Raw genomic sequence first — 12,220 nt, 5'->3', positions numbered from 1 at the left:
TTTCGGAGCCCGCCGATGAATGCGCGCCTGCTGTACGTGATGGACCCGATGTGTTCCTGGTGCTGGGGCTTCGCGCCGGTGCTCGAACGCCTGGCCGAGCAGGCCGCCGCGGCCGGGGTGCCGGTGCACCTGGTGGTGGGCGGCCTGCGCCGCGAGCACATGGCCCTGGACCCGGCCGGGCGGGTGCGCATCCTCTCCCACTGGCAGGCGGTGAACGCCACCACCGGGCAGCTCTTCGACTTCGAGGCCGGCATGCCGGAGGGTTTCGTCTACGACACCGAGCCGGCCTGCCGCGCCCTGGTGGCGGTGCGCGCCCTGGACCCGGACCGCGTCTGGCCCCTGGCCCAGGCGATCCAGACCGCCTTCTACCGGGAGGGGCTGGACGTTTCCCAGGTGCGGGTGCTGCTGGACCTGGCCGAGGGCGTCGGCATCCCGCGCATCAAGTTCGCCGAGGCCTTCGACGGCGTGGCGGCCCGGGAAGCGACCCTGGCGGACTTCGAGTGGGTGCAGGGCCTGGGCATTGCCGGCTTCCCCACCCTGCTGGCCGAGCGGGAGGGCCAACTGGCCCTGCTCACCAACGGCTACCGGCCGCTGGAGGAACTGGCGCCGCTGCTGGCCCGCTGGCTGGACCGCGGCGCCCATGGCTGACCGCCTGGGCTGGGCCGACATCCGCCGGCTGGCGCTGCGCCACCGGCGCGCGCTGTGGCTGGCCAACGGCATCGCCGTGCTGGCCGCCCTGTGCAGCGTGCCGATCCCGCTGCTGCTGCCGCTGCTGGTGGACGAGGTGCTGCTGGGCAAGGGCGATGCCGCGCTGCGGGTTCTGGACCGGCTGCTGCCGGCGGCCTGGCAGCAGCCGGTGGGCTACATCGCCACGATCCTGCTGGCCACGCTGCTGATGCGCTGCCTGGCGCTGGTCTGCAACGTGCTCCAGGCCAGGCAGTTCGCCCGCCTGTCCAAGGATCTGGTCTACCGCATCCGCCTGCGTCTGATCGAGCGGCTGAAGCGGATTTCCCTGAGCGAGTACGAAAGCCTCGGCGGTGGAACAGTCAGCGCCCACCTGGTGACCGACCTGGACACCCTGGACAAATTCGTCGGCGAGACCCTCAGCCGGTTCCTGGTGGCGATGCTGACCCTCACCGGTACCGCCGCCATCCTGCTGTGGATGCACTGGCAGCTGGCGCTGCTGATCCTGCTGTTCAACCCGCTGGTGATCTACGCCACGGTGCAGCTGGGCAAGCGGGTCAAGCACCTGAAGAAGCGCGAGAACGACAGCACCGCGCGCTTCACCCAGGCCCTCACCGAAACCCTGGAGGCGATCCAGGAAATCCGCGCCGGCAACCGCCAGGGGCATTTTCTCGGCCTGCTGGGCGTGCGCGCCCGGGAGGTGCGCGACCGCGCCGTGGCCTCGCTGTGGAAGAGCGACGCGTCGAGCCGCGCCAGCGGCCTGCTGTTCCAGGTGGGCATCGACGTGTTCCGTGCCGCAGCCATGCTCACCGTGCTGTTCTCCGACCTGTCCATCGGCCAGATGCTCGCCGTGTTCAGCTACCTGTGGTTCATGATCGGCCCGGTGGAGCAGCTGCTCAGCCTGCAGTACGCCTACTACGGCGCCGGCGCAGCGCTGCAGCGGATCAACCAGTTGCTGGCGCGGGCGGACGAGCCGAGTTACCCGGGCGGTGCCGACCCCTTCGCCGGCCAGACCACGGTGGGCCTGGAGGTCCGTGGCCTGCGCTTCGCCTATGGCGAAGAGCCGGTGCTGGATGGCCTCGACCTGAGCATCGCGCCGGGCGAGAAGGTGGCCCTGGTAGGAGCCAGCGGTGGCGGCAAGAGCACCCTGGTGCAGCTGCTGCTGGGGCTCTACACGGCCCAGGCCGGCAGCATCCGCTTCGGCGGCCGGCGCCTGGAGGAAATCGGCCTGGACACCGTGCGCGAGCACGTGGCGGTGGTCCTGCAGCACCCGGCGCTGTTCAACGACACCATTCGCGCCAACCTCACCCTCGGCCGCCCGCGGGACGACACGGCCTGCTGGCAGGCCCTGGAGATCGCCCAGCTGGCGGATACCGTACGGGCGCTGCCCGATGGTCTGGACAGCATCGTCGGCCGTTCCGGCGTGCGCCTGTCCGGTGGCCAGCGGCAGCGCCTGGCCATCGCCCGCATGGTGCTGGCCGAGCCCAAGGTGGTGATCCTCGACGAGGCCACCTCGGCCCTGGACGCCGCCACCGAATTCGCCCTGCACCAGGCCCTGGCGCGCTTCCTCGCCGGCCGCACCACGCTGATCGTCGCCCATCGCCTGAGCGCGGTGAAACAGGCCGACCGGGTGCTGGTGTTCGATGGCGGCCGCATCGCCGAGCAGGGCGGTCATCAGGAGTTGATCGCCGAGGGTGGGCTGTACGCCCGTCTCTACGGCCACCTGCAGCAGGGCTGAGCCCGCTTCAGGCCGGCAGGTCCATGCGGCCGGGGCAGCCGCCATCGCAGGTGCCCCGGCAGCCGCAGCCGGTGCGGCTGCGTCCGGTGGCGCGTTCCACCCGCCGGGCCGCGGCCTCATCGTCGGCGAACGGCAGCATCGCCGCGTCGTCCAGCTCCCGTCCGCGGGTGCCGCCCAGCTGGCGCTGCAGCGCCAGGTAGAACACCACCAGCGCCACCACCAGCCAGTATTCGCTGGCCATCCTCACACCCTCGCCAGGCCGGCATGCTGCCCGGCGGGTGCGCGCTGGCCCAGGGTGCACCAGACGTTGAAGGCCATCAGCAGCATGCCGGTGAGGAAGAAGGCGCCGCCCATCAGGCGCACCACGAAACCGGGGTGGCTGGCCTCCAGGGCCTCGACGAAGGAATAGGTGAGGGTGCCGTCACGGTTCACGGCGCGCCACATCAGGCCCTGAGTGATGCCGTTGACCCACATCGAGGCGATGTAGAGCACGGTACCGATGGTGGCCAGCCAGAAGTGGGCGTTGATCAGGCCGATGCTGTACATCCGTTCCCGGCCGAAGACCTTCGGGATCAGATGATAGAGGGAGCCGAAGGTGATCATCGCCACCCAGCCGAGGGCACCGGCGTGCACGTGGCCGATGGTCCAGTCGGTGTAGTGGGAGAGGGCGTTGACGGTCTTGATGGCCATCATCGGGCCTTCGAAGGTGGACATGCCGTAGAACGCCAGGGACACCACCAGGAAGCGCAGGATCGGGTCGGTGCGCAGCTTATGCCAGGCGCCGGAGAGGGTCATCATGCCGTTGATCATGCCGCCCCAGGACGGTGCCAGGAGGATCAGCGACATCACCATGCCCAGGGACTGGGCCCAGTCCGGCAGAGCGGTGTAGTGCAGGTGGTGGGGGCCGGCCCAGATGTACAGGGTGATCAGTGCCCAGAAGTGCACGATGGACAACCGGTAGGAGTACACCGGGCGCCCCGCCTGCTTGGGCACGAAGTAATACATCATCCCGAGGAAGCCGGTGGTGAGGAAGAAACCCACGGCGTTGTGGCCGTACCACCACTGCACCATGGCATCGGTGGCGCCGGCGTAGACCGGGTAGGACTTGAAGGCGCTGACCGGGATCGCCGCATGGTTCACCACGTGGAGCATGGCGGTGACCAGGATGAAGGCACCGAAGAACCAGTTGCCCACATAGATGTGCCGGGTCTGGCGCTTCACCACGGTGCCGAAGAACACCACGGCGTAGGCCACCCAAACGATGGCCAGCCACACCGCACCGCCGAACTCCAGCTCGGCGTACTCCTTGGTGGTGGTCAGGCCCTGGGGCAGGGTGACCAGCAGCATCGCCACCACCGCCTGCCAGCCCCAGAAGGTGAAGGCCGCCAGCCGCGGGGCGAACAGGGGCGCCTGGCAGGTGCGCTGCACCGTGTAGTAGCTGGTGGCGAACAGGGCGCAGCCGCCGAAGGCGAAGATCACCAGGTTGGTGTGCAGCGGGCGCAGGCGGCCGAAGCTCAGCCAGGGCAGGTCGAAGTTCAGCGCCGGCCAGACCAGCTGCGCGGCGATGAACACGCCCAGGCTCATCCCGACCACGCCCCAGACGACGGTCATCAGGGCGAACTGGCGGACCACCCGGTAGTGGTAGGCGGGCGAGGGAAGCGTGGTGTCCATGGAATACCTTTCGAAGGAACGGGCCGCTCCGGGGAGGGGGCGGCGAACGGCGTCACTCTAGGAACAGGCGGACGGGGGAAACAGACTCAGAACGGACGGGTTTTTGCGGATCAGGCCGCCGCGTGCGGCCGCTGCGTCAGAAGGTCGCGAGAATTCGCCCGAGGATTTCCATGGCCCGCTCGCTCTGCTCGTCCCAGGGGTAGCCGTGGTTGAGGCGGGCGCAGTTCTGGAAGCGCCGGGTGGCGGAGAAGATCGGTCCGGGGGCGAGGCTGATGCCCTGGGCCAGGGCCAGCTGGAACAGCTGCAGCGAATCCACCTGGGCCGGGAATTCGAACCACAGGAAGTAGCCGCCGGTGGGGCGCGTCACCCGCGTGCCCTCAGGGAAATGCCGGGCGGCGGACGCCAGCATCGAGCCCTGCTGGTCCTCCAGGGCGTAGCGCAGGCGGCGCAGGTGGCGGTCGTAGCCGCCGTGCTGCAGGTAATCGGCGATGGCCGCCTGGGCCGGCACCGAGGGCGACAGGGTGGTCATCAGCTTGAGCCGCTGGATGCGCTCGGCGTAGCGCCCGCCGGCCACCCAGCCGACCCGGTAGCCCGGCGCCAGGCTCTTGGAGAATGAGCCGCAGTGCATCACCAGGCCGTCGCGGTCGAAGCTCTTCACCGGCTTGGGCGGTGTCGGCCCGTAATGCAGCTCGGCGTAGACGTCGTCCTCGATCAGCGGCACCTGGTGGCGGTGCAGCAGCTCGTAGAGGGCGCGTTTCTTCTCCTCGCTCATGGTGGCACCGAGGGGGTTCTGCAGCCCACTCATGAACCAGCAGGCCTTGATCGGCAGGCGCTGCAGGCTGTCGGCCAGGGTGTCCAGGTCGATGCCCTCGCGGGGGTGCACGGGAATCTCCACCGCCTTGAGCTTCAGGCGCTCCAGCACCTGCAGGGTGGCGTAGAAGGCCGGCGCCTCGATGGCCACCAGGTCGCCGGGGGCGGTGACGGTCTGCAGGCAGAGGTTCAGGGCTTCCAGGGCGCCGTTGCTGATCACCAGCTCCTCCAGTTCCAGGCGCACGCCGCTGACCATGTAGCGCAGGGCGATCTGCCGGCGCAGGTCGGGGTTGCCGGCGGTCATGTCGGCCACCACGGTGTGGGGCGAAAGGCCGCGCAGGGCCTGGGCCATGGAGCGCGCCAGGCGCGGCAGGGGGAACAGGTGCGGGCTGGGGAACGCCGAGCCGAACGGCACGGTGTGGGGGTCCTTGATGGAGCCGAGCACCGAGAACACCAGGTCGCTGACGTCCACGTCGGTGGTCTGCGCGGTGCGCGGGCCGATCTGCGGCTCGTGCAGCGGGCGCCGGGCATGCTCGCGGACGAAGTAGCCGGAGCGCGCCCGGGCGCCTATCAGCCCGCGGTCTTCCAGCAGGTAATAGGCCTGGAACACCGTGGACGGGCTCACCCCGTAGGTGCGGCTGGCATGGCGCACCGAAGGCACCCGCTCGCCGGGCGCCAGCACGCCGGAGCGGATCAGCTCGGCGATCTGTTCGGCGAAGCGTTCGTAGCGTTTCATGGTGTCCGTTCGGGCCGGGGGCGGTGCGGCACACTGTAGGGGCGTCGGGGCGGACACGCGAGCTCCGGAAGAAAGAGGGCGGGGCCTCGCGGCCCCGCGGGTCAGCGGGTCAGCGGGGCGGTGAAGGTGCTGGCGGCCTCGACCCGTTGGCCGGGGTCGTCCAGGCCGCTCACGGCGAAGCGCAGGCGCTGGGAACTGCGGGCGGGGGTGTCGACCACCCGCGCCACCGACACCGGCAGGTCGAGGATCTCCCCCGGCGCCAGGGCCAGCTCGGTGGGGGCGTGCAGTTCGAAGGGGCCGGCGTCCGCCAGTTCCAGCCGGTAGCGCTGGGGCGCCTGGGTCTTGTTGATGACCTTCAGGGTATAGATGTTCTCCACCTGGCCATCGGCGTTCTCGCGGAACAGGCCGCGGTCCTTGCTGGCGTCCAGGGAAATCAGCGGGCGCGCTTGCAGCGCCCAGCCGAAGGCCCCCAGCATCATCAGCAATACGCTGGCATAGCCCACCAGGCGCGGGCGCCACAGGCGCATGCGTCCGCCCTCCAGGGTGCGCTGGGAGCGGTAGCCCACCAGCCCGCGGGCGTAGCCCATCTTGTCCATCACCGTGTCGCAGGCATCCACGCAGGCGGCGCAGCCGATGCAGTCGATCTGCAGCCCGTCACGGATGTCGATCCCGGTGGGGCAGACCTGGACGCACAGGGTGCAGTCGATGCAGTCGCCCAGGCCCTGGGCGCGCGGGTCGCTGCCCTTGCGCCGCGGCCCGCGGCTCTCGCCCCGGCCGGCGTCGTAGGCCACCAGCAGGGTGTCCTTGTCGAACATCACGCTCTGGAAGCGCGAGTAGGGGCACATGTGCACGCAGACTTTTTCCCGCAGCCAGCCGGCGTTGAGGTAGGTGGCGAGGGTGAAGAACCCCACCCAGAACAGCGAGGTGCCGTCCAGGCGCGCGCCGAATAGGTCGGCCACCAGCGGCCGGATCGGCGTGAAGTAGCCGACGAAGGTGAGGGCGGTGAGCAGGCTGACCGCCAGCCAGGCGCCATGCTTGGCCGAGCGGCGCGCCAGCTTGGCCGGGCCCCAGGGCGCCGCGTCCAGCTTGATGCGCTGGTGGCGGTCGCCCTCGAAGGTCTTCTCCGCCCACATGAACACCCAGGTCCAGACGCTCTGGGGGCAGGCATAGCCGCACCAGACGCGGCCGGCGAACACGGTGATGGCGAACAGGCCGAAGGCGCAGATGATCAGCAGCGCCGAGAGCAGGATCAGGTCCTGGGGCCAGAAGGTGGCGCCGAAGATGTAGAAGCGGTGTGCCGGCAGGTCCCAGAGCACCGCCTGGCGCCCGCCCCAGTCCAGCCAGGCGGTGCCGAAGAACAGCAGGAACAGCAGCCCCGCGCCGTACAGCCGCAAGGAGCGGAAGCGGCCGCTGAAAGCGCGGGTATGGATGGCACCGCCGGCCTGGGCGGGGGTCAGGCGGATCGGCGTGGAGGTGAGGGTTTCGACGAATTGGGCGGGTATGCGGTCGGTCACGGTAAGACCCCTTCGAGGCTTATCAGGCTGGCGCGCACTATGCGTCCGCATCTGCACCGGTAACAGGCTCAGGTCCTGCGATAAAAAGCGGATCAGATGCCCCTGCGACAGGGGGTCGCGCCCCGCCGGGCCTGGGCGGGAGCCCTGACGGGATCTAGCTTCGGCTCGGGCGGCAACTGCCCTTCATGCGACGTCGACCGGCGTCAAGGGAACGACAACGGAACTGCCACCAGCCGCTCTGGCTGGCTGTGTCCCGCTGTTTTCAGGCGCAACCCGATACACACTCCTCGGCCTGTGCGGCAGACTTTTGCACCGCCTTGTAAGGTTTTCCTTACGCATGGGAGGGCGTGCTGGGGGTGACTCAAGAAGTGTGGATAGGCGTAAAGAAAAACTGCCGCTCCAGGCGATGCGGCAGTCTGTCGCAGCCGGCCGCCGCCCTTGTTCACCGGTCAGCAGGGGAGTGAGATGGCGCCATCCAGCCGCCCGACGGCATCACAACAACAACGAGGAGGCGACATGAACGCCGTGACCAAGATCGAACAACACAACCCCATCGGCACCGACGGCTTCGAGTTCGTCGAATTCACCGCGCCCAACGCCGAAGGCATCGAGCAACTGCGTCAGCTGTTCACCGCCATGGGCTTCACCGAGACCGCCAAGCACCGTTCCAAGGAAGTCTTCCTGTTCCAGCAGAACGACATCAACATCGTGCTCAACGGCAGCCCCAGCGGCTATGTCCGCGACTTCGCCGAGAAACACGGCCCCAGCGCCTGCGCCATGGCCTTCCGGGTGAAGAACGCGGTGCAGGCCGCCGCCTACGTGGAATCCCAGGGCGCCACGCTGGTGGGCACCCACGCCAATTTCGGCGAACTGAACATCCCCTGTGTCGAGGGCATCGGCGGCTCCCTGCTGTACCTCGTGGACCGCTACGGCGCGCACAGCATCTATGACGTGGACTTCGAGTTCATCCCCGGCCGCAGCGCCAGCGACAACGCCGTCGGCCTGACCTCCATCGACCACCTGACCCACAACGTGCGCCGCGGTCAGATGGACGTCTGGTCCGGTTTCTACGAGCGCATCGCCAATTTCCGCGAAATCCGCTACTTCGACATCGAAGGCAAGCTCACCGGCCTGTTCTCCCGGGCCATGACCGCGCCCTGCGGCAAGATCCGCATCCCGATCAACGAGTCGGCCGACGAGAATTCCCAGATCGAGGAGTTCATCCGCGAGTACGAAGGCGAGGGCATCCAGCACATCGCCCTGACCACCGACGACATCTACAGCACCGTGCGCAAGCTGCGGGCCAACGGCGTGGACTTCATGACCACCCCGGACACCTACTACGAGAAGGTGGACAGCCGCGTCGCCGGCCACGGCGAGCCGCTGGAGCAACTGCGCGAGCTGAACCTGCTGATCGACGGCGCCCCCGGCGACGACGGCATCCTGCTGCAGATCTTCACCAACACGGTGATCGGCCCGATCTTCTTCGAGATCATCCAGCGCAAGGGCAACCAGGGCTTCGGCGAGGGCAATTTCAAGGCCCTGTTCGAGTCCATCGAGGAAGACCAGATCCGCCGCGGCGTGATCAAGGCGGACTGACCGGAGACCGGGCGCGCATTGGCGCGCCCGTCCCGTTCGGCAGGACGGTGGGCGGAGCCGGCCGGGTCGGCCGGTGGCGCGCATGCGCATCGCCAGGCGGTGTATCGTGCGCGCCGCGTCGGACGACGGTCGGTTTCCCGTCCGATGGCTCCGGGCTTGGCCCCGCCACCGTCCGCTCCGTCATTCCCTGGAAGGAAAGCCCATGAAACTCGCTTCACTGAACCAAGGCCGCGATGGCGTGCTGGTGGTGGTCTCCCGCGACCTCGCCCGCGCCGTGAAGGTGCCCGCCATCGCCGCCACCCTGCAGGCCGCCCTGGACGACTGGGCTGTGCTGCAACCCCGCCTGGAGGCCGTCTACCAGCGCCTCAACGACCATCTGGAACCCGACGCCTTCGCCTTCGACCAGGGCGCCTGCCACAGCCCGCTGCCCCGCGCGTACCACTGGGCCGACGGCAGCGCCTACGTCAATCACGTGGAACTGGTGCGCAAGGCCCGGGGTGCCGAGATGCCGGACAGCTTCTGGCACGAGCCGCTGATGTACCAGGGGGGCGCCGACAGCTTCATCCCGCCCCACAGCCCGATCCGCCTGGCCGACGACGCCTGGGGCATCGACCTGGAGGCCGAACTGGCGGTGGTCACCGACGACGTGCCCATGGGCATCGGCGCGCAGCAGGCCGCCGGCCACATCCGCCTGCTGATGCTGGTGAACGACGTATCCCTGCGCAACCTGATCCCGGGCGAGCTGGCCAAGGGCTTCGGCTTCTACCAGAGCAAGCCGTCCTCCAGTTTCTCGCCGGTGGCGGTCACTCCCGACGAACTGGGTGATGCCTGGAGGGCCGGCAAGGTCCACCGGCCCCTGGTGTCGCACCTCAACGGCGAGCTGTTCGGCCAGCCCGACGCCGGCACCGACATGACCTTCGACTTCCCCACCCTGGTGGCTCACGCCGCCCGCACCCGCCCCCTGGGCGCTGGCACCATCATCGGTTCGGGCACGGTGTCGAATTACGACCGCAGCGCCGGCTCCTCCTGCCTGGCGGAGAAACGCATGCTGGAGCTCATCGAGCACGGCGCCCCGAAGACGCCGTTCCTGGCTTTCGGCGATCGGGTGCGCATCGAGATGTTCGACGCCGCCGGCCACAGCATCTTCGGCGCCATCGACCAGGTGGTGGAACGCCATGAGCCGTGATCCCGCCCCCGGCGAACTGACCCTGCACGGCTACTGGCGCTCCAGCGCGGCGTACCGGGTCCGCATCGCCCTCAACCTCAAGGGCCTGGCCTACCAACAGGCGCCGGTGCACCTGGTGAAGGACGGCGGCCAGCAACATGCCGCCGCCTACCAGGCGCTGAATCCCCAGGGCCTGGTGCCGCTGCTGGTGGACGGCGACGTGGCCATTCCCCAGTCCCTGGCGATCCTCGAATACCTGGAGGAGACCCGTCCACAGCCGGCCCTGCTGCCGGCCGACCCGGTGGCGCGGGCGCAGGTGCGCGCCCTGGCGCTGCACGTCGCCTGCGACATCCACCCGCTGAACAACCTGCGCGTGCTGAAGTACCTGGCCGACCCGCTGGGAGTCGACGAGGCGGCCAGGAACGCCTGGTATCGGCACTGGGTGGAAACCGGGCTGGCCAGCGTCGAGCAGGGCCTGGCGGCGTTCGACGGGCACTTTTCCCTGGGCGATCGGCCCGGTTACTTGGAGGCGTGCCTGATCCCACAGCTATACAATGCGCGGCGTTTCGACTGCAGCCTGGACGGATGTCCGCGCCTCCTCGACCTCGCCTCCCGCTGCGAGGCGCTCGAGGCCTTCGCGCAGGCCGCTCCGGAGGTGCAACCCGACGCCCAGTGAAACCGGCCGGCCACCGCCGGCGCACGGCCCGTCATTCCGGCCTGCCTGACCCGAAGCCCGCTCGACTTGCGTGCCCTTGCGGCGAGCTCCGGGAGTTGGAACGACGCGTGCCGAATCCGTCGCCTCGCCATAAGCGGGGCGGTCCGAATTTCGTCACACACAACAACAAAAGGTGACGTACATGAACCAAACGCAACAGTCGGGCGAGCTCAAGCGCGGCCTGAAGAACCGCCACATCCAGCTGATCGCCCTGGGTGGGGCCATCGGCACCGGCCTGTTCCTCGGCTCCGCCGGAGTGCTCAAGTCCGCCGGCCCGTCCATGATCCTCGGCTACGCCATCGCCGGGTTCATCGCCTTCCTGATCATGCGCCAACTGGGCGAGATGATCGTGGAAGAGCCGGTGGCCGGCTCCTTCAGTCATTTCGCCCACAAGTACTGGGGCGGTTTCGCCGGCTTCCTGTCGGGCTGGAACTGCTGGGTGCTGTATATCCTGGTGGGCATGTCGGAACTGACCGCGGTCGGCAAGTACGTGCAGTTCTGGTGGCCGGAGGTGCCCACTTGGGCGACCGCGGCGGCGTTCTTCGTGCTGGTCAACGCCATCAACATGGCCAACGTGAAGCTGTTCGGCGAGGCGGAGTTCTGGTTCTCCATCATCAAGGTGGCGGCCATCGTCGGCATGATCCTGCTGGGCTGCTACCTGCTGTTCAGCGGCACCGGCGGCGAACAGGCGGCGGTGAGCAACCTGTGGAGCCATGGCGGCTTCTTCCCCCACGGCATCAGCGGCCTGGTGATGGCCATGGCGATCATCATGTTCTCCTTCGGCGGCCTGGAGATGCTCGGCTTCACCGCGGCGGAGGCCGACCAGCCGAAGACGGTGATCCCGAAGGCGATCAACCAGGTGATCTACCGCATCCTGATCTTCTACATCGGCGCCCTGGCGGTGCTGCTGGCCCTGTCGCCCTGGGACGAGCTGCTGAACAGCATCAACGGCGCCGGCGATGCCTACAGCGGCAGCCCGTTCGTGAAGATTTTCTCGCTGATCGGCAGCGACACCGCCGCCCACCTGCTGAACTTCGTGGTGCTCACCGCGGCGCTGTCGGTGTACAACGGCGGCGTGTACTGCAACAGCCGGATGCTCTACGGCCTGGCCGAGCAGGGCGATGCGCCGAAGGTGCTGCAGAAGGTCAACGCCCGCGGCGTGCCTTACGTGGCCCTGGGCTTCTCGGCCCTGGTGACCCTGCTCTGCGTGCTGGTGAACTACGTGGTGCCCAAGGAAGCCCTGGAGCTGCTGATGTCCCTGGTGGTGGCGGCGCTGGTGATCAACTGGGCGCTGATCAGCCTGACCCACCTGAAATTCCGCGCGCACCAGCGCCAGGTGGGCGCACGCTCCAGCTTCCGTGCCCTGTGGGCGCCCTACGCCAACTACCTGTGCCTGGGGTTCATGGTGCTGATCCTGGCGGTGATGCTGCTGAGCCCGGGCATCCGTGTATCGGTCTACGCGATCCCGGTCTGGCTGCTGGTGATGCTGGCATGCTACCGCCTCAAGCGCACCGACCGCGACCGCGTGGCGACCATCGCCCCGGTGGAAGCCAACTGATCCCGGGTGCGACACCCGCAATGAAAAAAG

The 12,220-nt window shown here is 68.6% G+C and carries 10 protein-coding genes; 6 read left to right on the top strand and 4 right to left on the bottom strand.

The genetic code is table 11. The features are described 5' to 3' along the window. Positions 1-15: 15 nt before the first annotated feature. Both FM069_RS04680 and FM069_RS04675 read left to right on the top strand, forming a co-directional pair. Entirely contained in the window at positions 16-648 is a 633-nt protein-coding gene (locus FM069_RS04680; RefSeq protein WP_143487129.1) for a DsbA family protein, read from the top strand. Next, positions 641-2,422 (top strand): ABC transporter ATP-binding protein, encoded by a 1,782-nt coding sequence (locus tag FM069_RS04675; protein WP_143487128.1) that lies wholly within the window; start codon positions 641-643, stop codon positions 2,420-2,422. Before FM069_RS04680 ends, FM069_RS04675 begins: the two co-directional genes overlap by 8 nt. A gap of 7 nt (positions 2,423-2,429) precedes the next feature. Here the strand turns inward: FM069_RS04675 and FM069_RS04670 are convergent, their stop codons facing one another. The 4 genes from FM069_RS04670 to ccoG form a co-directional block, all read right to left on the bottom strand. Continuing rightward, the gene (locus FM069_RS04670; protein ID WP_143487127.1) at positions 2,430-2,663 is read right to left on the bottom strand and encodes a cbb3-type cytochrome c oxidase subunit 3; all 234 of its coding nucleotides are present in this window, start codon (positions 2,661-2,663) and stop codon (positions 2,430-2,432) included. 2 nt (positions 2,664-2,665) lie between these two features. Continuing rightward, a complete protein-coding gene (ccoN, locus tag FM069_RS04665; RefSeq protein WP_143487126.1) occupies positions 2,666-4,093 on the bottom strand; it encodes a cytochrome-c oxidase, cbb3-type subunit I in 1,428 nt (475 codons plus the stop codon). A gap of 136 nt (positions 4,094-4,229) precedes the next feature. After that, on the bottom strand, positions 4,230-5,639 hold the full coding sequence (gene mapR / locus FM069_RS04660; protein WP_143487125.1) for a GntR family transcriptional regulator MpaR: 1,410 nt from the start codon (positions 5,637-5,639) through the stop codon (positions 4,230-4,232). 101 nt (positions 5,640-5,740) lie between these two features. Continuing rightward, a complete protein-coding gene (gene ccoG / locus FM069_RS04655) occupies positions 5,741-7,153 on the bottom strand; it encodes a cytochrome c oxidase accessory protein CcoG (protein ID WP_143487124.1) in 1,413 nt (470 codons plus the stop codon). Positions 7,154-7,669: 516 nt separating this feature from the next. Here ccoG and hppD point away from each other — a divergent pair. From hppD to FM069_RS04635, 4 genes are all read left to right on the top strand, one after another. Next, the gene (gene hppD / locus FM069_RS04650) at positions 7,670-8,752 is read left to right on the top strand and encodes a 4-hydroxyphenylpyruvate dioxygenase (protein WP_143487123.1); all 1,083 of its coding nucleotides are present in this window, start codon (positions 7,670-7,672) and stop codon (positions 8,750-8,752) included. A 202-nt stretch (positions 8,753-8,954) separates the two neighbouring features. Continuing rightward, complete coding sequence (locus FM069_RS04645; protein WP_143487122.1) at positions 8,955-9,938, top strand: fumarylacetoacetate hydrolase family protein; 984 nt, start codon at positions 8,955-8,957, stop codon at positions 9,936-9,938. Further along, the gene (maiA, locus tag FM069_RS04640; protein WP_143487121.1) at positions 9,928-10,593 is read left to right on the top strand and encodes a maleylacetoacetate isomerase; all 666 of its coding nucleotides are present in this window, start codon (positions 9,928-9,930) and stop codon (positions 10,591-10,593) included. Before FM069_RS04645 ends, maiA begins: the two co-directional genes overlap by 11 nt. A 181-nt stretch (positions 10,594-10,774) precedes the next feature. Further along, positions 10,775-12,190, top strand: coding sequence for an amino acid permease (locus tag FM069_RS04635; RefSeq protein ID WP_143487120.1), 1,416 nt, complete (start codon positions 10,775-10,777; stop codon positions 12,188-12,190). Positions 12,191-12,220: the final 30 nt, after the last annotated feature.

It is taken from the genome of Pseudomonas mangiferae (assembly GCF_007109405.1).
Taxonomy (GTDB): Bacteria; Pseudomonadota; Gammaproteobacteria; order Pseudomonadales; family Pseudomonadaceae; genus Pseudomonas_T; species Pseudomonas_T mangiferae.
This window is presented reverse-complemented; position numbering and strand designations above follow the sequence as displayed.

What these genes read in the sequence shown, in the direction of transcription:
- FM069_RS04675 (WP_143487128.1), top strand. Translation starts at nt 641, where the DNA reads ATGGCTGACCGCCTGGGCTGGGCCGACATCCGCCGGCTGGCGCTGCGC.
- FM069_RS04645 (WP_143487122.1), top strand. Translation starts at nt 8,955, where the DNA reads ATGAAACTCGCTTCACTGAACCAAGGCCGCGATGGCGTGCTGGTGGTG.
- ccoN (WP_143487126.1), bottom strand. Translation starts at nt 4,093, where the DNA reads ATGGACACCACGCTTCCCTCGCCCGCCTACCACTACCGGGTGGTCCGC.
- hppD (WP_143487123.1), top strand. Translation starts at nt 7,670, where the DNA reads ATGAACGCCGTGACCAAGATCGAACAACACAACCCCATCGGCACCGAC.
- maiA (WP_143487121.1), top strand. Translation starts at nt 9,928, where the DNA reads ATGAGCCGTGATCCCGCCCCCGGCGAACTGACCCTGCACGGCTACTGG.
- mapR (WP_143487125.1), bottom strand. Translation starts at nt 5,639, where the DNA reads ATGAAACGCTACGAACGCTTCGCCGAACAGATCGCCGAGCTGATCCGC.
- FM069_RS04635 (WP_143487120.1), top strand. Translation starts at nt 10,775, where the DNA reads ATGAACCAAACGCAACAGTCGGGCGAGCTCAAGCGCGGCCTGAAGAAC.
- FM069_RS04680 (WP_143487129.1), top strand. Translation starts at nt 16, where the DNA reads ATGAATGCGCGCCTGCTGTACGTGATGGACCCGATGTGTTCCTGGTGC.
- FM069_RS04670 (WP_143487127.1), bottom strand. Translation starts at nt 2,663, where the DNA reads ATGGCCAGCGAATACTGGCTGGTGGTGGCGCTGGTGGTGTTCTACCTG.